Origin of the sequence: Noviherbaspirillum malthae (assembly GCF_015352985.1) — a bacterium.
GTDB lineage: Bacteria > Pseudomonadota > Gammaproteobacteria > Burkholderiales > Burkholderiaceae_D > Noviherbaspirillum > Noviherbaspirillum malthae.
This window is the reverse complement of sequence record NZ_JACYXF010000002.1, coordinates 280,697-302,842: the sequence shown is the minus strand read 5'-3', so window position 1 is coordinate 302,842 and position 22,146 is coordinate 280,697. Positions and strand designations below refer to the sequence as shown.

Genomic DNA, 22,146 nt, shown 5'->3' with positions numbered 1-22,146 from the left:
GCTGCGCGCTTGCAGGTTAAGAGCGCGACGACTGCTGTCGCTTGACTCAGGTCAAATCCTCCGGGGTAGTTAAAGGATGTAGAGGCGGCGCCTGGCACTGAAGCACCCCGGAGATTTGCGCAGCCGATTCCGGGCCGAGCTCGAATTTTCGGATTTTGCCGATTTTGACCCAGGTCAAGCGTAACAAAGCGGATCCACCTAGGCTGGGACTTATTCCGGCTGGATCAGCCCTGTGGATTTCGTGATTCGGCAGCCACTTTAGATTGGAGACGTGATGCGAATGATGAAAGCAGCGGTCTTTCATGGACCGAACAAAATTACACTGGATGAAAAACCGGTGCCGTCCATCGGCCCTACCGATGCACTCGTCAAGGTGACGACGACCACCATCTGTGGTACCGACGTTCACATTCTCAAAGGGGAATATCCGGTGGAGCCGGGGCGGATCATCGGTCATGAACCGGTGGGTGTGATTGCCGAACTGGGTGATGCCGTCCGTGGCTATACTGTCGGCCAGCGCGTCATTGCCGGTGCCATTACCCCTTGCGGGCAGTGCCATTCCTGTCTCGATGGCCATCAGGCCCAGTGCGGTGGTAAAGCCATGGGCGGTTGGCAGTTCGGAAATACGATCGACGGCTGCCAGGCGGAATATGTCCGTGTGCCTAACGCGATGGCCAATCTCGCGCCGGTACCGGACAGTTTGACCGATGAACAGGTGCTGATGTGTCCGGACATCATGAGTACCGGCTTCAGCGGTGCGGAAAGTGGACAGATCCGCATCGGCGATACGGTTGTGGTGTTTGCCCAAGGACCGATCGGGCTGTGTGCAACAGCAGGCGCGCGGCTCAAGGGCGCGACACGCATCATCGTGGTTGACCATCTCTCGGAGCGGCTCGAGACGGCCCGGCGTATGGGTGCGGATACCACTATCGATTACACCGCAGAGGATCCGCTGCAGCGAATCATGGACATCACAGAGGGACGCGGCGCCGACGTCGCCATCGAGGCGCTCGGAACACAGCAGACTTTCGAATCCTGCCTGCGTTCGCTTAAGCCAGGCGGCGTTCTCTCCAGCCTGGGCGTGTATTCCGGAAAGCTGACGATGCCGCTGGACGCGTTTGCCGCCGGCCTGGGGGACCACAAGGTTGTTACCACGCTTTGTCCCGGGGGCAAGGAGCGCATGCGCAGGCTGATGAACGTGGTGGCGTCAGGCCGCGTGAATCTACAGCCGCTGGTGACACACCGCTTCAAGCTCGATCAGATTGAAGACGCATACGACCTGTTCTCGCATCAACGCGATGGCGTCCTCAAGGTTGCTATTACCCCTTGAAGGATTAGAACAAGTCAATCCCGTGCGCGGCGTGAGGTCAGCCGCCGGCGAAAAAAACAGGGACAGCAGAAGCAATGTGCGCACCGCTGCTGTACCCACCACAAGGCATAAGGCGTTACTTGGTGCCGTTGACAATTCAACGATTGCGATTCCTGGCACGTTCAACATGTTCATCAAAGGAGATTAATCATGGCCAATAATCTGACGCATTTCGACCCGTTCAACGAACTGTCAAGACTGGAAGCCTTTCGCGGCTTCGACGATCTGATGAAGAATTTCCGGCTACGCTCGATGTTTGGCGACGTGGATACGGAACCACGCATCAAGATCGATGTGACCGAGGATGAGGAAAAGTACATGGTCAAGGCGGATATCCCCGGGGTGAAGAAGGAAGACATCGATATTGACATCAATGGCAATGAGGTTGCAATCGCGGCGGAACTGCGCCGCGACAAGGAAGACAATGCGGGTGAAGCCGTCGTTCGTAGCGAGCGGTATTATGGCAAGCAGTACCGCAGTTTCACACTGCCGCGCGAAATCAATGAGGCCAACGTATTTGCAACCTACGAGAACGGCGTGCTGCAGATGACGCTGCCGAAGAAGTCCGGAACGTCGTCGAGAAAGATTACGGTCAACTGAGTTTCCGGGGCTGGGTCATCCGACGCCAGCCATTGCCAGCCGGGCGGCCGTGCGGCAAGTAAGACGGGTTGCCGGCCGTACCCGCGCCGCAGGGCTGTCTGGCCTTTTTGGGCGCCGCGTGGCTTGCCCCTCAATGGACGGTCAGTTCGCCTATTGAGAGGGCGCGCAAGGTCGGCAAATCGAGCAGCTCGACGTCGCGGTTGCTGATGCTCACCAGGCCGCGGGCTTTCAGTCGGGCGATGATTCGGCTGATGCTTTCGATCGTCAACCCGAGATAGTTTGCAATGTCTTCGCGTGACATGCGCAGATGGAAGCTGGTGGCCGAGTAGCCGCGCGCGCTGTAGCGCGCCGACAGGTTGGTAAGAAACGCTGCGAAGCGCTGTTCGGCGCGCAGGTTGCCAAGTAATAGCATGGCTGTCTGCTCGCGCGTGAGTTCTTCGCTCATCAGGCGGTGAAACTGGCGCAGCAACGGCGGTATCTCGGTAAACAGCTGCTCCAGCTTCGAATAGGGTATCTCGCACACTTCGCTGTCTTCAAGCGCGGTCGCATAGCACTGATGACGGTCGGTACCCAGCCCGTCGAGACCCACCAGCTCGCCGGCCATATGAAATGCGGCGATCTGTTCGAAACCATTGCGTGACACTTGATGGGTTTTGAAATGGCCGAGCCGGATCGCGTAAATGCTGCGGAACGGATCATCCATCTTGTACAGCGGCTCGTCCTTGAGAACACGGCGGTGGATGACGATACTGTCGAACTGGCTGTTCTGTATGCCGGACAAGCCGGTCGGCAAGCAGAACCGGTGCAGGCGGCAGCCTGCGCATTGCTGGCGGGGGAGCGGTAAAACGGACGAGGCGTAAGACCGGACCGGCTGGGACTGCAGGGGAGCAATCGCAATCATTTGAATCTCCTTGCGAGGAACCCGATGGATGGGCTGGTAAGGTGCCACGTGGCAGGAAGGCGGAGTCTTTTTGAGTTATTGTGTGACTCGGATGCAGTATTGAGGGTGGCGGCTACGACAACTATCGGTGAAAGCAGACAAGCCGTGTAGGGGTTCTTTGACATCGCTGGCAACGTGTTGGCCCCTGGACGGCTGTTTTCAGCTCCCGCTAGTTGCCTTCACATTAGCAGTCCGCTTTCGATGGCATAACGTGTCAGATCCGCGTTGGACTTGAGTTGCATCTTTTCCAGAATCCGCGTGCGGTAAGTGGTGACGGTGTTCGGGCTCAAATGCAGTTGTTCGGCAATGCTGACCAGACTGTCACCGGAGGCAATCAGGCGCAAGACCTGCAATTCGCGATTCGAAAGGCTTTCATGAGCAGGCGAAGGAGAGGGGACATTGCCGAGATTTCCAACCAGCTTGTCGACAAGCAACGGGCTCAGATAGCGTCCGCCGGCAGCGGCTTTGCGGATAGCCGCTACCAGCGTTTCTTCAGGCACGTCTTTGGTCAGGTAGCCGGCGGCGCCCATGCGTATCGCCCGCATCGCATAGATGTCTTCCGAATAGGTGCTGAGCATGAGGACGGCGATCTTCGGATGTCGCAGCCGCAGAAGTTGTAACAGCTCGAGGCCATTACGGTCGGGCAAGGCAATGTCCACCAAGGCGACGTCGAAATGGCGTTCATTGGCCAATGCAAGCGCCTGGCGCGTACTGTCGGCTTCGCCGGCAACCGTCATCCCGGGAGCGTCCGCAAGCATCAGCCGCACGCCCTTGCGGACGATGGCATGGTCGTCAACAATGAGAATTTCGAGCATGCCTGCATTCATGACTTCTCCACAGGGAGCTTCAAGACTACCACCGTACCGGCCCCTGGAGTGCCGGTAATTTTCAATTCTCCTCCGAAATGGCGGCTGCGTTCGTGCATGCCAATGATCCCCCAGCTTTTTTCGTAACTGGGCGTCTCTGCGGAGACTTTGCCATTGCCATCGTCGGCGATTTCAACAATCAGCTGCGCCTCTTCATAGCGCACATGCACCACCACCCGCGTCGCCCCGGCGTGCCTGACGACGTTGGTCAATGTCTCCTGAACAATTCGAAACAGCATGGTGCTGCGATCCGGATCGAGTTTCAGCGCCATGGCTTGCGGCTCGATGACACATTCACCGTCCAACCCCGAACAGCGCTCAACTTGTTCGGTGTACCACTCAAGAGCCGCCCAGATGCCCAATTGATCGAGGACGCTCGGGCGCAGATCGGTAATGACGCGGCGCACCGCCTGCAGCGCGCGCTTGGCCAGATCCCTGGCTTCGACCAGCAAGTCGTCCGGCGGTGAACCGCCTACGGAGCTGCGTCGAAGACAGACCGATACATGGGCATTGATGGCAGTCAGCAACCCGCCCAGCTCATCGTGCAGTTCGCGTGCAATCCGCTTGCGTTCTTCTTCCTTGATGGATTCCAGATGGGCCGCCAGGTTACGCAGCTGTTCCTCGGACTGGCGCAGCGCATGCTCGGTGTGCTTGCTTCTTGTGACGTCGAGCAAGATGCCCTGGAAAAAAAGGAGACGGCCCGACTCATCCCGGACCGCCTTGCCTTCATCACGGAACCATAGCATTTTGCCATCCCGGGTCTGCAGTCGGTACTCGATGTGTAGCGGTGTACTGGTCGCACGGCTGCAGCGGATTGCCCGGATGGCCGCATGCCGGTCTGCAGGATGGATCTGGCGCCAGTGAAGATCGGGATCCGCCAGCCATTCCTCCGGGGTAAATCCTAACATCCGGATCTGCGGACTAATGTAGCTGGTTGCACCTGCTCCATCAGCGGATACCAGGTAGGTGATTGCTGGCAACTGCTCCACCAAGGTGCGATATTTAGCCTCCGCCTGACGCTTGGCTTCCGCCAGTTGCCGTTCACGCAGGATGCGCCGTATCGCCGGAAGCATCAGTGCATGATATTGACCGTTGACATCTTTGCCGAGAAAGTCTTGCGCGCCACGGCGCATTGCTTCCACCGCGATCGCGACGCTGTCTGCGCCGGTCAGCATGAGTACCGGCGCTGAATTCGCGGCTGGATCTCCGCGCAGTTCCGCAAGAAATTCCAGGCCGTTGAGGTCTGGCAGGTCATAGTCAAGCAGGATGCAGTCTGGTCCCAGCTCCTGCGCCATCCGGATACCTTCGTTTCCTGTCTCCGCTTCAAAGAACTGGATATCGAATTCCGTACTCTCCGACAACGTACGCCGGCAGGCCATGCGGTCGACTACGTCGTCTTCGACGATCAGTACACGGATGGAGAGACGAGAGGTTTGCTCGGCCACGACAGTCAGCAAGGCAGTTCACTGAGGGACCAGTACAGCTCGATTGAACGCATGACGTCGACGAACAGCCGGTAGCTGACCGGCTTTGCCATATAGCCGGCAACGCCGAGGTTGAAGCTGCTGAGCTTGTCTTGTAGTTCTTCTGATGTCGTCAGCACGACGACCGGATACCGGCGTAATGCGTCATCCTGCTTGACTTCGCGAAGAAACTCGATGCCGTTCATGATGGGCATGTTGATGTCCAGCAGAATCAGGCAGGGCGTGTCCTTTGTCGGATCGCGCAGATAGGCCAACGCCTCTTCGCCGTTTTCGACGTGCACCAGCGGATTGACACAATGGATCTCCTTGAGCGCGCGGGTGATAGTCATCACATCGACGCGGTCATCCTCGACAAGCAGCAGCGGCTTATTGGTCACTCTCAATGCAGCATCCCTCTTATCTGGACAAAGGGTCTCGCGGGTCTTTCGGCAGTGTGAACGAGAAGCGGCTTCCGTTGCCGGGCACCGAGGTCACCGATACCTTGCCGCCGTACATTTCGACGATTTTCTTGACAAGAGCCAGACCAACACCGGTACTCTCGACCCGGTCGCGCGGAGCCAGCGTCTGAAAAAGCTGAAAGATGCGCTCGAAATGTCGTTCCTCGATGCCGGGGCCATTGTCCGTTACGGAAAAGCGCCAGTGTCGATCTTCAGCACGGCAGGACACGCGGATGTCGCCGCATGGCTTGTCCATATACTTGATGGCGTTGGACAACAGATTCTGGAAGACCTGCTGCAGGCGCGTCGGCTCGGCATGCACAACCGGCAGCGCGTCCTCCACTATCACTTTAATATGCGGAGGCGGTGCAAGCAAATCGATAATATCCAGTACCAGCCGGTTCAGATCAACCGCCGTCACGGTTTCCTTCAGGCGGCCGATACGCGAGTACTGGAGGATCCCGTCGATCAGGTTGCTCATCCGGTGCACACGGTTGATCAGCAGCTGCATCTGCTCCTTGCCGGCATCGTCAAACTGGTCCGCGTAATCGGTCGACAGCCAATCCGCCAGGGACGCAATGCCGCGCAGAGGCGCCTTCAGGTCGTGCGAGACAACATAGGCGAAGCTGGTCAGTTCGTCATTGGCACTGCGTATTTCTTGCAGCATGCGCGCCTGCTGCTGCTCGGCATGCTTGCGCTCGCTGATATCGCGGACGATGCCGGTAAACATTCTTTTGTCACCGACGCGCATTTCCGCAACGGCGAGATCCATTGGAAATACCGAACCGTCCTTGCGTAGACCGATGACCTGGCGCCCGCTTCCGATGATCCTGCGCTCCCCGGTATCACGATAGCGGGCAAGATAGGCGTCGTGCATCTCCCGATAAGGCGAGGGCATCAGCATGCTGACGTTCTTCCCTGCAATTTCCTCTTCGCGGTACCCGAACAACCGCTCTGCGGCCGGATTGAAGCGTTCGAGGATGCCGCGCTCGTCAATGGTGACGATCGCATCGACGGCCGTCTCAAAGATGGCGCGCATGCGGGCTTCACTGGCCTGCAGTGCACGTTCGGCTTCCTTGCGACGGCTGATATCATGAATCGTAATCATCACCAAACTGGTGTGTGCGTCCACCTGCATTGGCGACAGACTGATTTCCACCGGGATTTCATGCCCGTCCCGATTGCGGGCAAACAATTCCAGACCGCTGCCCATCGGCCGCGCCAAGGGATTGCTGAAATAGCCGGCCCGCAGTTGCGCATGTCTCTGACGTAGCCGCTCCGGTATCAGGTCTTCCACGGACATGCCGACGAGAGCCGGCTCGGAATAATCAAACAGCGCTGCTGCACCGGCATTGGCAAGAATGATCAAACCGTCCTGGCCCAGAATGAGCACGGGATCGCTGGCCGACCTGACCAGCCATTCCAGATTCTTGTCTCCACGGTAATGTTGGTGCATGCGTTCCTCTCGGGACTCGGCTGCGTTCGACACGAGCATAGCCTAAGCGGGCCAGAATCATCGCCAACGCGCCGTCGTTCTGCACAGCCCCGGCTTAGCGGAATATCAGCACAGGAACCCGCGAGTGAGCAAGTACCTTTTGCGCCTCGCTGCCCAGCAGGACGGCCTTCAGGCCGCTGCGGCCGTGCGATGCCAGGGCGATCAGGTCGCAGTCTTTTTCTTCCGCGGCCTTGATGATCGCTGCAAACGGATGATCATTCGTGACCTGCAAGCTGGCGCAAGGAATTCCGATTTCCCGGGCCATTCGCTGGGCGGCTTCGAGATAGCGCTCCGCGCGCGCATGCGCGTGCTGGGCGTAGTCGTTCTCGGTGTCTTCAATCATCTCTGTGTCGTAAGTAAAGACATGGAAGGGATGAACGACATGAATCACCGTGACCTTTGCGTTCAGATCCTTGGCCAAATGCATGCCCTTGAGCATGCCGGCTTCCGAAAGCGCAGAACCGTCGGTTGGCAACAGTATGTGCTTGAACATGGTTTTCCTCCTATAAGACTATAGACGCTCATGGCAGGCGCGCTTCCGGCACAGCGCCCGCTGGAAGACGGAACCCAGGGATCGCATCCACTGCCACGAGAAATGTCATTCGCAAAAGCTCCGCCGGCATTGGCTCAGTGCGCCATGAGGACCGGGACCGTCATCGAACCCAGAACGGCCCGCGTCGCCCCACCAAGAAAAATCTCGCGAAATCGTGAATGACCATAGCAGCCCATGACAATCAGATCAGCATTGAAGTAATCCGACTGCGACTGGATTGCGCTGCCGATATCGAGTTCCAGGTCAAGGGCATGGCAGGTCGTTTCAACCCTGACGCCGTGCCGGGCGAGGTACAGCGAGATATCCGCACCCGGTTGCTCGCCATGTTGGTCCGTGCCTTGCCGCGAAACAAAGACCGCCACCTGAACGAGATCGGCCCGCTTGAGCAGGGGTATGGCCGCAGTGACGGCATGCATGGCTTCCAGACTTGCGTCCCATGCGACAAATATCCGTTTGTCGATCCGGTCGAACCGTCCCGCGTAGGGCACCAGCAGTACCGGACGACCGGAATGAAGAATGACGTCCTCCACCAGCCTGGTGCGATAACCAAGAATGGCTTCTTCCGGGTCGGGCTGCCCCAGCACAACCAAATCACAATAGCGCGCCTGCAGATTGAGTGCTGCACCGGGTTCTTCGGCTGCAGTACGTGTCTCATATGAAGTGACGCCAGTATCGACAACATATGCCTCGAACGCCGCAAGCGCGGCGTCGGCCCGCTCCTGGAGAAAGTTCAGGTAGACAGACAAGGCGCCGCTGCCCTCGCTGATCATGCCCGGAAGGTGGAACCCGCCCGGCGCTACCGCCGCTGCCACGCCGACCAGGTGAGCGTCATCCATCATTGCGATTCGTGCTGCGAGCTGAATCCGCTTCTCGGCATGCCTTGACTCGTTGACATGAACGAGGATGGTCTTATAACTCATGACGTTCTCCGCTTCTTGAAGGCCGGAGTACAGCGTAGAAAATCGCGCTTCACTTTGCTTGACTCAAGTCAAATTAAGGCAGGAGTACTGCGGCACCGTCGAAAGCGCCCTGCCGCAGGGCCTCCAGGGCATCATTGGCCTCGTCAAGCCGGAACGGCACCGGCGTCGTCTCAATGCGGTGGCGTGCTGCGAATGCAAAGTAGGCAAGCGCATCCTGCCGCGTCAGATTGGCGACGGACTTCACGCATCGTTCTCCCCAGAGCAACGCATACGGAAAGGCAGGAATGTTGGACATGTGAATGCCGGCGCAAATGACATGGCCGCCCTTGCGTACCGCCGCCAGCGCAGCGGGAACAAGTCCTCCCACTGGAGCAAAAATCAGTGCCGCATCCAGCGCCAAGGGCGGCGGCTTGCTGGAATCACCTGCCCATCTGGCCCCGAGCGAAAGCGCAAAGCGCTGCGAGCGGAAGTCGCCGTCACGGGTCAATGCGAACACTTCCTGACCCCGATGACATGCAACCTGGGTAATGATATGTGCCGCCGCCCCGAAACCGTAAATGCCGATGCGGCGAACATCATCGTGCAGCATTGCATAGGCGCGGTAGCCGATCAATCCGGCACACAGCATCGGCGCAACATGCAGATCGTCATACTGCACCGGCAGATCGACGCAATAGTCGGCCTTCGCAACCATGTACTGAGCATAGCCGCCGTCCCGGTCGAGTCCCGTGAAGGCGGCACTGTCGCACAGGTTTTCCCGATCGCCGAGACAGTATGCACAGGCCCGGCAAGTCGAGGCCAGCCATGGCACGCCGACTCGCTGTCCGATATGCCAGCGCGTGACGGCCGACCCGGTCCGCGCCACCGTGCCGACCACTTCGTGGCCGGGAATCAGGGGCAAGCTGTGCGGTGCGAGTTCGCCGTCACGGATATGCAGGTCGGTGCGGCATACTCCGCATGCCGAAACACGAATCAGCACTTCGTCCGCATTTGGCGCTGGAATTGTGATCTCACGCTGCCGCAACGGGCCCCGGGCTTCTTCGATCCGCATCGCTCGCATCAGTCCTGTGCCTGCCTGGTTCAATGTCATCGCATTTCTCCCGTCGCCTGTCACGCTGTCAGATCCGGTTCGCCGGTCATCGGCAGCATTAGCCGGCGCGCATTGTCCCGCAGCGCCGCGATGCTCGCGCGGTCGGCACCGGAAGCGCGGAGAACAGTGCCAATTTCTACGGCAATCGGCGAACGACGCGGCATCCACGAGCGGGGCCGCAAGGCCGTACGGGCGCCGCGCAAAGCGCCGACGACGATCGGTACCTCCGCCTTGGCGGCGGCTACGAAGGCGCCGGCGTGAAAACGCTCGAGACCGGCGATAGGCGTGAAGCCGCCTTCCGGGAACATCACCACCTTTTCGCCACGCCTTAGTGCCTTGACGATACGGTCAATATTCGAGGACAGATGACGCGCATCGCTGCTGCGCAACACGATCAGGCCGAGCGCACGCAGAAGCGGACAAAAGAGACGCTGCCGACGAAACTGCTGGCGCGCCGTGAAAGCATATCCCGGCGCTGCCGGCAATAGCGCCGTCAGCACAATCGCATCAAGAAAACTGGTGTGATTCACCACCAGGATATGCGGCTCTTCCGGCAATCTGTCCAGGCCGCTGATCGTGAGCCGGACGCCGATACACTGGAACACGAGCCGGGCGGCACGTCGCACAATCTGGCGGCGGACACCAAGCGGTTTTGTGAAAAGGATGATGAGGTACGCAGGCAGCGCCACCATCAGAAAGACCATCCACGCGTACGCGCCATACAGCATGTCGAGCACTCCTCGCATGAGGTGCGCGATGCGGGGCGATCGCGCATTGCCGGAATCGCTTGAGAAGGGGGAAGTGTTCGATGTACTCATGGACAGACATCCCAGGTACGCACGTAGTCATAGCGGCCGCAAGACACGTCCATATTTTCGGTGCAGAGGATATGCGTAGCTCGTTGAGCGTTGATACGCAGCGTAGTCGGCGCGCGCTTAAAAAAATTGACTCAGGTCAAAAAAGGCCAATTAGCGTCGAGCAATTGCAAATACCACGGGTGCCCCTCAAAACAGGCGAGTGCGAAAATTTTGATCTTGTTCAAGCGCGCTAAACGAAACAGAGGGACGCTGACGGAAACACTTCACATGTTGACGTACCAGCGCGTGTCACGGGTCACGGCGTGCAAGGCGCGCTAGCAATATTCCCATCTCTTGAAGAGGATTGTGATGAAAGCCGAAGATGTAATGACACCGATGCCTATTTACGTCGATGAAAACGATACTTTGCAGGATGCAATTGCGCTGATGCTGCATCACAGGATCAGCGGCCTGCCGGTACTTGGCGAAACAGGACATGTGGTCGGCATGCTGACGGAAGGCGATCTGCTGCGGCGCACGGAAACGCACACTGAGCGCAAGCGCCCTCGCTGGCTGGAATTCCTTGTCGGTCCCGGCAGACTCGCGAATGAATATGTACACTCGCACGGCCGCCGGGTAAAGGAAGTCATGTCGACCCGGGTGATTTCTGCAACACCGGACATGCCGCTGGACGAAGTGGTCAGGTTGATGGAAAAACACCATATCAAGCGTGTGCCCGTTCTCCGCAACGACAAACTCGTCGGGATCATCAGCCGTGCCAATCTGGTGCATGCACTGGGCGCGGTAATTAACGAGATACCCGCCACTACTGTATCCGATACCAGTATCCGGGAACAGCTGCTGACGACACTGGACAGGACGGCTTGGGCGTCGAAGGGGCTGATCGACGTCATCGTGCGAAACGGGGTCGTGCATATCAACGGCATCGTGTTGAACGCAGAGGAAATCAATGCGCTGACGGTCGCCGCGGAAAATACTCCAGGTGTGAAAGAGGTCCGCAACGATGTCGCCTGGTGCGATCCGATGTCAGGACTGGTGATTGAGAACGAACCGCCGTCTCTGCGAGCAAGCAATGATCTGCAAAGCATGATTTGAGGAATGCATTGCTTTGATAAAAATTTTTATGTCGGCCCGCGAAAGGGGCGGTAAGAGGCAGTGTTTCGGGTGGGAGTAGGAGAAGGACATGGCACAAACGCAAGCGCGGTACGTGCGGTGGTTTTCAGAGCTGGGGATCGAGGATGTTCCGCTGGTAGGCGGAAAGAATGCCTCGCTCGGCGAAATGTATCGCGAGCTGGCCCCCCAGGGAATCAATGTGCCCAACGGATTCGCCATCACCGCCGACGCCTACCGCGACGTGCTTGACGGCGTAGGCGCATGGGACGCGTTGCATGCGGTCCTGGCAGGATTGGATCCGAATGATGTGGATGATCTTGCGCACCGCGCTCAGCGCGCAAGGAACATTGTTGCCAGCGCCCCATTGCCGCCGGGGATGACACGGGAGATCCTTGAAGCCTATCAAGCATTAAAGGGGGAGTACGGCGAGCGGCTTGCGGTCGCAGTGCGGAGTTCGGCGACGGCGGAGGACCTGCCGAACGCGAGCTTTGCAGGGCAACATGAAACTTTTCTTAACATTGAAGGCGAAGCCCGGTTGCTCGACGCAGTCCGGCACTGCTTTGCCAGTCTATTCAAGGACCGGGCCATACGCTACCGCATTGACAACGGCTTCGATCATTTCAAGGTGTTTCTGTCGGTCGGTGTGATGAAAATGGTGCGCTCGGATCTCGCCGCAAGCGGTGTCATGTTCACGCTCGATACCGAGACCGGCTTCCGGGATGCGGTGCTCATTACCGGCGCTTATGGGCTTGGGGAGAATGTGGTGCAGGGCACGGTGGACCCGGATGAATTCTACGTGTTCAAGCCGACCTTCATCGAAGGATTCCGCAGCGTGCTGCGGCGCACTCTCGGAGCGAAAAAGATACGCATGGTCTTTGCGAGTGCGGCCGGACGGGATACCGTCCGTAACGTTGCAACGCCGAAGGAGGAACAACGTCGCTTCTGCATCAGTGACGAGGAAGTGTTGCGACTGGCGCAGGAAGCCATTGCCATCGAATGCCACTACAGCGCCAAGGCAGGCAAGCCGGTGCCCATGGACATCGAGTGGGCAAAGGATGGCGTCGATGGCAAGCTTTATGTCGTGCAGGCCCGGCCGGAAACGGTGGCGTCCCGCCGGCGCACCAGTTTGCTGGACGAATACGTTCTTGATGCCAACGTACAAGCTCATTCTATTCTGGCACAGGGAAGGGCGGTAGGCGGCAAGGTCGCAAGCGGGAAGGCTCGCGTCATCACGGACGTTTCCCAGCTGAACCAGTTTCAAGCCGGCGAGGTGCTGGTCGCCGATACGACAACCCCCGATTGGGGCACCGTCATGAAAACCGCCGCAGCGGTGGTTACCAACCGTGGCGGCCGAACATGCCATGCGGCCATCGTTGCACGCGAGATCGGCATTCCGGCGGTGGTAGGTTGTGACGCGGCGACCGAAACGATACGAACCGGCGATGATGTCACCGTGTGCTGCGCGGAAGGCGAGACCGGGCATGTCTACGCCGGCAAGTTAGCCTATCAGGTCTACCATACCGACCTGTCTTCGCTGCCGCGTCCGCAGACCAGCCTGATGGTCAATCTGGGCAATCCCGATCTTGCCTTCAAGACCGGGCTGCTGCCATGCGATGGCGTCGGGCTGGCGCGCATGGAGTTCATCGTGGCCGAGCACATCAAGGTGCACCCGATGGCGCTGCTGCATCCGGAACGGGTAACTGATGCCGCGACACGGGAAGAAATTGCAGCGCTCGTGCGCGGGCACGGGCGGCCAGCCGACTATTTCGTGCAGCGGCTTGCCGAGGGCGTGGGAACGCTGGCAGCCGCTTTCTATCCCAGGCCGGTCATCGTTCGGATGTCGGATTTCAAGACCAACGAATACGCTAGTCTGCTTGGCGGACAGTGGTTCGAGCCAAAGGAAGCCAATCCGATGATCGGCTTTCGCGGAGCATCGCGATACGCGCATCCCGCCTATGCGGAAGGGTTTGCGCTCGAATGCGCTGCAATGAAGTTCGTACGTGAGCGCATGGGGTTGGTCAACGTCAAGTTGATGATTCCATTCTGTCGCCGCGTCCAGGAAGCCGAGGAGGTATTGCAGGCGATGAGCCGGCATGGCCTGCAGCGCGGGGATAACGGTCTCGAAATCTATGTGATGTGCGAGATACCCAACAACGTGCTGCAAATCGATGCCTTCGCGCGCCTGTTCGACGGTTTCTCGATCGGTTCGAACGATCTGACGCAGCTCGTGCTGGGCGTAGACCGAGATTCGGATTTGCTGGCCTTCGATTTTGACGAGCGCGATCCCGGCGTCAAGGAAATGATTCGACTCACTGTAGAAGGCGCGCGCCGTAATGGACGACACTCCGGAATCTGCGGCCAGGCACCTTCGGATTATCCTGAAATGGCGGAATATCTTGTGGAACTGGGCATCGATTCGATCAGCCTCAATCCGGATTCGCTGCTCAGAACCATGCGCTTGGTGGTGGAGGCGGAGAGGCGGTCCGGCAGCGCACCGCACGTTGCGTGAGCGCCTTATGGGTACTTCTCCATTATCACTGGGCGGCAGATCAGTCGCGGCTTCCAGCGCCGGCACCGAACCCTCCGAAAACGTTGTGAATACCTGTTCTTCTGCTGTCCACGAACCTTACCTGACTCGTGACAATCACGCAGTGAAGCTCAGGATAGAAGCGGCAAGCTTGGTTGAGGAGGGAGGGTGATTGCCCTGCATGCAAGCGCCATGGCGCAATCCAACCCTCTGCGCATTGCCATCACGACGGGCGGAGGCGACGCGCCGGGGCTGAATGCGGTGATCCGGGCGGTAGTCGTTAGCGCTTGCAAGCGCGGCTGGGAATGTCATGGAATTCGCGATGGCTACAACGGCATTCTCAACCCGCGGCACTACCCGTCCGGCGGAGTGGTGACATTGGGCTGGGATCAAGTGCGAGGCATTGCGCATCTGGGCGGCACCATGCTTGGTACAACCAATAAGGGCGATCCTACACACTACCCCGTACACCACCCCGATGGCTCGGCCTGTTTCGCCGACCGTACCGGGGAGATTTGTGCCTACCTTGCGGAGAGAGGCTTTGATGCGCTGCTCACGGTTGGCGGCGATGGCGCCATCCTGATCGCCGATGCGCTGCGCCGAAAGGGTATGCGTGTCATTGCAGTGCCGAAAACCATCGATAACGATCTGGACAAAACGTGTACCACTTTCGGGTTCGACACGGCTGTGAACTTCGCCGTGGAAGCCATTGACCGGCTGCATAGCACGGCAGAAAGCCATGAACGGATCATGGTGGTGGAAGTCATGGGCCGTTATGCCGGCTGGATCGCGCTGCACGCCGGCATTGCCGGAGGCGCGCACGCGATTCTTATTCCGGAGATCCCTTACGATATCGACAAGGTCGTGAGAAAAATCCGGCGGCGGGATATGCTCGGCCGCAGGTATGCCATCGTTGTCGTTGCCGAAGGCGCGATACCGGTGCATGGTGCAAGGGAGGTCGCAGAAGCGGCCGAGCATGGACATGCTGAACGACTCGGCGGCATCGGGGAACGGGTGGCATGCGCTCTAAGGCAAAGTGCTGGCAAGGATGTCCGCACTGTCGTCCTCGGTCATCTCTTGCGCGGCGGGAGTCCGTCCGCCTTCGACCGGCTCGCCGCGCTGCGCTTCGGAGCGGCAGCGGTGCGGGCGCTCGAGTTGGGATTGTCCGGGGTGATGGTGTCGCTGGCCGTTCCCGAAGTCGTCTATGTGCCATTGGAAGATGTTGCCGGCCGTCTCAAATCCGTGCCGAAGGACGGCGATACATTGCAGACCGCACGTGACCTGGGAATCTGCATCGGCGACTGACGAGTTCAATGCTCCAACGATGTGGAGCGACGACATCGACTGCTTTGGGCACCTTTCCTGCCGGAGCAGGTACTCTTGGAAACGACCGGGTACGGCCAATTTCAGCCTTTCGTGGATTTGCTCCCTAGCTGCCATTGGATTCGCGTGCCGTTCCGAAGCCGCCTTCGACACGAGATCGTATAGCTTTCCATTTGGCGGGCCGCAGTGACGCGAAAACGGCCAGCTCAAACAAGCTTCCATTGGCCAGGAAACGCCCCAAACCTATCGGTCAGCATGGTGGCCGCCACTGCCAACGGTACGGTTTGGGGGGCAATGGTCGAACGTCGGAGTCTATGGGGACGCGCGTTCTCTGATCGTGATAGCCGTCTGCTAATGTGCCCTGAATTCTGCTCATGACGATCACAGTCCGCACATATTTCACTTTTTTCGCTGCTCGTGCGACTTTACTCACTAAAACGCGTATGTCGATAACTAAGGAAAACTTCGGGGAGATAGGTAAACTAAATTGCTATAATGCAATCAACTTGGCCCGAGTGCATGGCGGCCTAGTCACGATAGGGAGTGCAGATGAGTCAGTACCTGTTGAGCTTTGCCAAGGAGAACCTAGTTGGAAAGTCGGACGCCTATCTCGCACTACTTTGGTGTATGTACAAGGGGAGGCAGGACAAAGGCAGGTATTCCGATCATATCAAACTCCATCTGACCTCGGCCAACAACAAGCTGCTCACGACCAACTATCAGCGCATCGCTGAGCGCTTCAAAAGAATTCTGGATGCCCGGCCAGAACTGGACTGGGTCGCCCCTTCTGGACTCAGGCCATTGGCCACGCTGCAGGTGAAGAATTTCCGCGGCTTTGGCGCATTAGGCCCCGAAGATAAAGGGACGCTGCTGCGATTTGGTAAGATCAAGAACATCTTTTACGCACCAAACGGCGGTGGCAAGTCCTCCTTATGCGAAGCGCTGGAGTACGCCACCACCGGCCACATCAAGGAGGCCGACCGCCGTAAGACCAAGGTCAAGCAATACATAGCGAGGAGCCCAGGCAAGGTCGAGCTGAACCTGATGGGCGCGGACCGCAACCGCGTACCTGCCAGTCTGACCTGGTCAAGTTGCTTCATCGATCGCAACCGGCTGCAGGAATTTTCTCTGCTAGGTTCGAAGGATACAGGTAGCGCCGAGGGCGATGTGGTCGCTACGCTGTTTGGGCTGGAAGAATTTCAGGAGGTGATCTCGCGGTTCGTGAAGCCCGAGAACTTCAACCTCACATCGCATCGGCGACCAAGCCAAAGCGAGGCAGTGCGCACCCTTGAGGCGTCCAGAGCAGAACTTCATGAACAGCGGCGTCGCTACCACCATAACGTTTCGGTCCTCAATGACGACGTATGTACACGCCTTGGCCTGCGGATTGACCAACAATTCGCCGTGCGCGCCAGGCACACGCGTTTGACAAAGCTCGCAGAACTCAAATTCCGCAAAGCCGAACGACTGAAGGTCGCGGAAATGCCCTTTGCAGCCCCGATGAAGCGCATCCTCGGTGCAGTGGGAATTGCGCGTCGCCTGCTCGCGCGAAAATCCAAGATTGAGGCAGCCTTTTTGAAAAACATGATGGCCTTCAATTATCGCGCCGTCTATGAAGCCCTGCAGGCGATCGAGAACGCGGGAGAAAGCGAACACTGTCCGGCCTGTTCGACGCCATTGGCTCGTGTGGTCGACAATCCGTTTGATAAGGCTCGCCGCGAGCTGACAACATTGGGCGTGCTCGACCAGCTCAAGACTTCACAGCAACGCGTCGAGCTGAGCATGACTCAGTTGGCCTTGGCCGTTGGCGCGACAATCACAGAGGTCGACAGTAACGCGCGCCTGGGCATACCATGTGACCTGAAGTTGGAGCCCCTTCGGGCCAGTCTGACCAAATTCTATTCCGCGACAGACAGGGCGGAGGCGACGATGCAGATTCTCACCAAGTTGACCGAACTTCTGTCTGACGATGAGGCAGGGGTCGAGGCTTACTTCTACGTCTGCAAAAAAAAGCAAAACGAGATAGCACAGGTGGATGCCCAGGTGAAGCGCCTCGAGAAAGAAGCCGAACAGCTCAAGCAAGCGGCCGAGGTGCTCAGAGGGCTCTTCGACGATAAGAAGGCATCACTGGCTACATTAAGAGAAGTTGGCAGAAAGCTTGCCGAGCTAACGCGGCAGCGCGCCAGCCTGCAGGGTAACGATGCCGATAATACGCGGCTCAATGCGTTCATCGACCAGGTGCAGCTAGAATATGGAAACCTCTATCGCGATTTGTTAGGGTATAAGTTTACTTTGGAAAAAGCGCGCATCGCCGGCATCGAAGGTAAGGCGGCCGAATACTACAAGGCGATCAATCAACACGATGATGACCATGAGCGCATCGATGCGCTAAGTTTCGAGAAAACCGGTGAAGCTTATCGCATCAAGATATTGAACGCTGATGGCAGTTCACTGGATGCCTTCGCAGTCCTGAGTGAGGGGCACTTGCGGGCGCTTGGGCTTTCTTTGCTGTTGGCGATGGCAGAGAAGAATAAATTTCCGTTGATCGTGTTTGACGACGTCGTCAACGCGATCGACAGCGACCACCGCTCCAATATCATTGACCTTTTCTTTTCTGATCCGTACTTGCGTCGGACGCAGATGATTATCACGACGCATGATCGTCTATTCTGGGAGCGATTCTGCATTATCGCCGATCGACATCCGCAGTCTGACCAGCACAGCAGCTGCGTTCTCAGCTACACGAACCAGGGCATCGTCATGGTTGACCATGCCGGCGGGTTCCAAGAAAAAGTCCATCGCGCCTTAGGCGTGTATGACATTCGGCAGGCCTTGATCTATTGCCGCATCTGGTTCGAGTCGATGGTCTTGGAGTATTGCTTGGACAACGCGGTTTCTGTGACTGCGCAGTTCAACAAATCCGCGCTGAAAAAAAGCATTTACCTGCAGATCAGCCTCGAAAAAACCTTTGCGTTGGTGGAGCCACATATTGCCTATGACCGCACGAACTTTAACTTTATCAAACAAGACTTGGTGAACTGGGGCGGCCAAAACCAGGAACATCACGCGTTTGATGAAGGAAGCCTGAATTTTGTTCACTCAAAGACTAGCAAGGAAGTGGTCAAGATTTACGATGCGATTCGCTTTTTCGAATGCCAGCTTTTCACGCAAAAGAAGCAACTGTCCTGCAATAATTTGCTCGCGGATCTGGAGCAGAAAATTGCGGCCTGCGCAGCCAAGCTCGCGCAATTGAATAAAGCGCCAGTCGAGGTTCAGCAGGCCCAGGAGCAACGCTTGGCAGCACTTCAAAAGCGTCAAGAGGAGGTCAACGAGGAACTGGCTTATGTTGGGGATTGCCTGGCCGCGCAAGCCGCACAGGGTGTGTATTACCTGACCGGTGCAACGGAGCCGCGCCTTTCGGCGGTAGATTGTGCCGGTACTTGGTAATTCCGTGACGGGCAGCATGCCGGCGGGACCAATGACGCAGTAAGATCGCATGCGTGCTTATGAACATCCAAAACCGTCTCGCTGCATGGCAAAGCAACAGCACGCGGATGGCCAGTTGAGCGACTTTGTGTGAATTAGGGGTGACTGCTGTGAAAGCAAAAATATTTCCTTCACAATTTGAATGTTCGCTTCCGCTTTTCACGCTTGCTGTGAATCGCAGCTTTGATTCTTTCCACAGTCGGCTGTGGGTCGACCGCGTACCATTGCAGTAGAAAAGATGTCGGCCGGTTTGCGCCGAATAGCAGACGCAGAGTCGGCTTCATCGCTTGAGTCTGCAATAACGAGCCATACAGACTGTCACCGTCAGCCACCTATGCCTGGCGGACCATGCCCGATGATCGGGGAAAGTGGGTGGCGCAGAGTAGCGAGACGACTTCCTTGTCATCGACCGGCTGGAAACTGCGGTAATACCTTCCGACAGCTCCGAAATGCTCGTGGGCCTCCAGGCAGACTACTTTGTCAGCCAGCGCCGTGACCGCGGCAAGGCTTTCGGTTGCCGCCACTGGAACGGCACACACCAATTCCGCCGGATGTTTTGCCCGTATGGCACTGAGTGCAGCGATCATCGTCGATCCGGTCGCCAAGCCATCGTCAACTACGATGACAATGCGTCCATTCGGGTCGACCGGGTGCATTGACGGCATGTAAAGTGCACGACGTTCGCGTAGACGTGCCAATGGCTCCGACTTGAGCTGGTTGATCCAGTCGCGTGCTTCCTTCGTGTCCTGAATAAAAGGAGACAGGAAAACATGCCCGCCTTCGTCTACCGAACCAAGAGCATATTCAGGGTTGCCCGGCGCGCTGATTTTCCGTACGAGGACAACGTCGAGCGTTCCATGAAGCCTGGCTGCAATGAATTTTCCCATTGGTACCGCGCCGCGCGGAATGGCGAGAATCAAGGGATTCTGGCCTTCGTATTCCATCAACCGGTCCGCCAGTCTCGCGGCGGCATCGAGTCTGTCCGCAAACATGATAGTGCCTCTCCTTCGCTAACGAAATACGAGGACAGGTATTCTGGAGTCTGCGAGTACACGCTGGGTTTCACTGCCCAGCACAAGGTTTCCCAGCGCTCGCCTTCCATGGGATGCCATGAAAATCACGTCGCATCCGAAACGCTGCGCCGCCGCTATGATTTCATCGCTCGGCCTGCTGGATTTCGGTGTCACGGTTTCACAGGGAATATCCTGCGCTTTTGCGGCAGCGGCCAGCCGGCTTACAAATTCCTGCGCTCTGTGCAACATGTCTTCTTCGTATGCCTGGGCATACATGGGCATCGACATGCCTTCGGCCATCAGCGGATAGGTCGCGGGTGGCACCACACAGATGCCATACAGTTTTCCCTGGGTGGTCTTGGCGGCATCGATGGCAGCGTCGAACACTTTTTCCGCTAATGGGGAGCCGTCTGTCGGGACAAGGATGGATTTAAACATGGTATGCCTTTCTTTATTGATGAGTCTTTGCCTTTTTTGCGTTAAGGATGCGGTGGCGCATTCATTTTCGCTTGACCTGAATCAAAATGGCGTAGGAGGATGCAAGCGCCGCGGAATCAACAGGAGAGGCTGTAATAACACTCTCTAACGTATGATCAGGACCGGCACGTCCGTCGCGGCAAGTATCTTGGTTGCGATTGAGCCGAGCACCAGGTTCAGCAGCGCGCCATGCCCATGCGAGCCCATGACAATCAGGTCGATTCCATTGGCCTTGACATACTTGTCGATCTCTCCGGCAATTTCGCCGACCCGGTACGTTGACGTATGCGCGATCTGTTTGGAGTCCAATAGCGACCGTGCTGCCTGCAGTACGGCTTCCGACTCTTCGCGGTAATAATTTTCCGCCGCCTCCTTGCCAATGAAAGCCCGGGCGCGGCCGATTGGAATGGCCGGATGGACATGCAAAACGTGAAGTTCAGGGGGACTGTGAAACCAGTCGAAATGCGATGACAGGAAATTGATCGCTCCGGCCGTGTATGCGGATCCATCCGCGGCGAGCAGGATTTTCATGGTAGCCCCCAGAGAGAGTATGAGCGGGTTTAGCCGGCGGCGGTCGGCACACAGTTGCAGCTGTAGTCTGTGTGCCCGTTCGTAAAAAAACTTGACTGATCTCAAATTTGCGAGAGGCTCGCCGCTTGCAGCGTCAACGAGCGAGGAGCCGGCGCCGACTTGACTTAAGTCAAGCGACCAGTGGCGATGGTGAGTAGGTTGACACCATTGGAGAACTGGTCTCCTTCACGCAAATAAACAGGTGGCGCACCGTGACTTATAAAGTGATCCTCGTCCATGTCGACGATTCGCCGCATCTTCATGAACGCGTCAGAGCGGCGGCAGAGATTGCAGGTACTGAAGCCAGCATCTATGTACTGGGCATGGCAATGACAGGCATATCGCGTTTTATCGCCGGTGTCGACGTAAGCCCGTCCTCCGCTCAGGAATGCATCACTGATCTTGTCACGGATAACGACGTCCATCGCGGTCCCGCATCGGCCATGGCCAAATTCGAACAGGCTGCGCATGAAGCAGGCCTTCCCAGATTCGAGGGCAGGGTGGTCGACAACGAAAGTCTTGACGGCTTGAGCGAACAGGCGCGGTACAGCGATCTGGTCATTCTTACTTTGCCGGTCCCCGCCGAGTCGATTGTGCCGATGTATGACGATTTGCCGGAGTATGTTGCAGTGGCCAGCGGCAGGCCGGTCCTGGTGCTGCCGCCCGCAAATAGTCATCCGGTGGTTGGAGGCGATCTGTTGGTGGCTTGGGATGGCAGCCTCGAAGCCACCCGAGCCGTACATCACGCGTTGCCTTTGCTTGCCCGCGCGAAGTGCGTCAGGGTGCTCGTCATCGATACCGGCATGAAGCAGCAGTCACTGCATCCCGGTATGGCCGCCGATATTGGATGGTATCTCGCCCGGCATGGCATCCAGGCCGAGGTGTTAAGGGAGCGGACGCGGTCCGAAGTCGGGGCTGCACTTCTGGCGCACTGTGCCGACTTGCATATCGACTTGCTGGTCATGGGATGCTACGGTCACACCCCCTTCCGGGAAATTCTGCTCGGGGGCGCAACGCTGGCTGTCCTCCAGAGCATGAGCTGTGCGGTTTTCATGGTGCACTGAC

At 57.8% G+C, this 22,146-nt stretch carries 19 protein-coding genes; 7 read left to right on the top strand and 12 right to left on the bottom strand.

The window, feature by feature from the left end:
• Positions 1–274 precede the first annotated feature (274 nt).
• Positions 275–1,330, top strand: a complete 1,056-nt coding sequence (locus IGW03_RS05190; protein WP_194721456.1) for an NAD(P)-dependent alcohol dehydrogenase — start codon at positions 275–277, stop codon at positions 1,328–1,330.
• A 189-nt stretch (positions 1,331–1,519) separates the two neighbouring features.
• Positions 1,520–1,969, top strand: a complete 450-nt coding sequence (locus IGW03_RS05185) for an Hsp20/alpha crystallin family protein (RefSeq protein WP_194721455.1) — start codon at positions 1,520–1,522, stop codon at positions 1,967–1,969.
• Positions 1,970–2,099: 130 nt separating this feature from the next.
• Here IGW03_RS05185 and IGW03_RS05180 read toward each other — a convergent pair whose 3' ends face one another.
• The 9 genes from IGW03_RS05180 to IGW03_RS05140 form a co-directional block, all read right to left on the bottom strand.
• Positions 2,100–2,870: a helix-turn-helix domain-containing protein gene (locus tag IGW03_RS05180; protein WP_194721454.1), complete on the bottom strand. Its 771-nt coding sequence runs from the start codon at positions 2,868–2,870 to the stop codon at positions 2,100–2,102.
• A gap of 218 nt (positions 2,871–3,088) precedes the next feature.
• On the bottom strand, positions 3,089–3,724 hold the full coding sequence (locus IGW03_RS05175) for a response regulator (RefSeq protein WP_323744936.1): 636 nt from the start codon (positions 3,722–3,724) through the stop codon (positions 3,089–3,091).
• Between the two features lie 8 nt (positions 3,725–3,732).
• Positions 3,733–5,220 carry a response regulator gene (locus IGW03_RS05170; protein WP_323744927.1) on the bottom strand — a complete coding sequence of 496 codons (1,488 nt, stop codon included), beginning with the start codon at positions 5,218–5,220 and terminating at the stop codon, positions 3,733–3,735.
• Positions 5,221–5,225: 5 nt separating this feature from the next.
• The gene (locus tag IGW03_RS05165) at positions 5,226–5,636 is read right to left on the bottom strand and encodes a response regulator (RefSeq protein WP_323744935.1); all 411 of its coding nucleotides are present in this window, start codon (positions 5,634–5,636) and stop codon (positions 5,226–5,228) included.
• 19 nt (positions 5,637–5,655) lie between these two features.
• On the bottom strand, positions 5,656–7,152 hold the full coding sequence (locus tag IGW03_RS05160; protein WP_194721451.1) for a sensor histidine kinase: 1,497 nt from the start codon (positions 7,150–7,152) through the stop codon (positions 5,656–5,658).
• 94 nt (positions 7,153–7,246) lie between these two features.
• A complete protein-coding gene (locus IGW03_RS05155; protein ID WP_194721450.1) occupies positions 7,247–7,684 on the bottom strand; it encodes a universal stress protein in 438 nt (145 codons plus the stop codon).
• A 134-nt stretch (positions 7,685–7,818) separates the two neighbouring features.
• On the bottom strand, positions 7,819–8,664 hold the full coding sequence (locus tag IGW03_RS05150) for a universal stress protein (RefSeq protein WP_194721449.1): 846 nt from the start codon (positions 8,662–8,664) through the stop codon (positions 7,819–7,821).
• 73 nt (positions 8,665–8,737) lie between these two features.
• On the bottom strand, positions 8,738–9,724 hold the full coding sequence (locus tag IGW03_RS05145) for a zinc-dependent alcohol dehydrogenase family protein (protein WP_194721690.1): 987 nt from the start codon (positions 9,722–9,724) through the stop codon (positions 8,738–8,740).
• A 50-nt stretch (positions 9,725–9,774) separates the two neighbouring features.
• Positions 9,775–10,572, bottom strand: coding sequence for a lysophospholipid acyltransferase family protein (locus IGW03_RS05140; RefSeq protein ID WP_194721448.1), 798 nt, complete (start codon positions 10,570–10,572; stop codon positions 9,775–9,777).
• 348 nt (positions 10,573–10,920) lie between these two features.
• Between IGW03_RS05140 and IGW03_RS05135 the strand changes: the two genes are divergently transcribed.
• The 4 genes from IGW03_RS05135 to IGW03_RS05120 all read left to right on the top strand — a co-directional run bounded on the left by IGW03_RS05135 (position 10,921) and on the right by IGW03_RS05120 (position 18,982).
• Positions 10,921–11,667 carry a CBS domain-containing protein gene (locus tag IGW03_RS05135; protein WP_194721447.1) on the top strand — a complete coding sequence of 249 codons (747 nt, stop codon included), beginning with the start codon at positions 10,921–10,923 and terminating at the stop codon, positions 11,665–11,667.
• Positions 11,668–11,755: 88 nt separating this feature from the next.
• Entirely contained in the window at positions 11,756–14,194 is a 2,439-nt protein-coding gene (ppsA, locus tag IGW03_RS05130) for a phosphoenolpyruvate synthase (RefSeq protein WP_194721446.1), read from the top strand.
• A gap of 210 nt (positions 14,195–14,404) precedes the next feature.
• Positions 14,405–15,517, top strand: a complete 1,113-nt coding sequence (locus IGW03_RS05125; RefSeq protein WP_194721445.1) for a 6-phosphofructokinase — start codon at positions 14,405–14,407, stop codon at positions 15,515–15,517.
• 567 nt (positions 15,518–16,084) lie between these two features.
• Positions 16,085–18,982 (top strand): ATP-binding protein, encoded by a 2,898-nt coding sequence (locus IGW03_RS05120; protein ID WP_194721444.1) that lies wholly within the window; start codon positions 16,085–16,087, stop codon positions 18,980–18,982.
• 371 nt (positions 18,983–19,353) lie between these two features.
• Here IGW03_RS05120 and IGW03_RS05115 read toward each other — a convergent pair whose 3' ends face one another.
• The 3 genes from IGW03_RS05115 to IGW03_RS05105 all read right to left on the bottom strand — a co-directional run bounded on the left by IGW03_RS05115 (position 19,354) and on the right by IGW03_RS05105 (position 21,042).
• Positions 19,354–20,013, bottom strand: coding sequence for a phosphoribosyltransferase (locus tag IGW03_RS05115; RefSeq protein ID WP_194721443.1), 660 nt, complete (start codon positions 20,011–20,013; stop codon positions 19,354–19,356).
• A gap of 18 nt (positions 20,014–20,031) precedes the next feature.
• Entirely contained in the window at positions 20,032–20,472 is a 441-nt protein-coding gene (locus IGW03_RS05110) for a universal stress protein (RefSeq protein ID WP_194721442.1), read from the bottom strand.
• A gap of 144 nt (positions 20,473–20,616) precedes the next feature.
• The gene (locus IGW03_RS05105; protein ID WP_194721441.1) at positions 20,617–21,042 is read right to left on the bottom strand and encodes a universal stress protein; all 426 of its coding nucleotides are present in this window, start codon (positions 21,040–21,042) and stop codon (positions 20,617–20,619) included.
• A gap of 251 nt (positions 21,043–21,293) precedes the next feature.
• Between IGW03_RS05105 and IGW03_RS38845 the strand changes: the two genes are divergently transcribed.
• Positions 21,294–22,145: a universal stress protein gene (locus IGW03_RS38845; RefSeq protein WP_194721440.1), complete on the top strand. Its 852-nt coding sequence runs from the start codon at positions 21,294–21,296 to the stop codon at positions 22,143–22,145.
• Position 22,146: the final 1 nt, after the last annotated feature.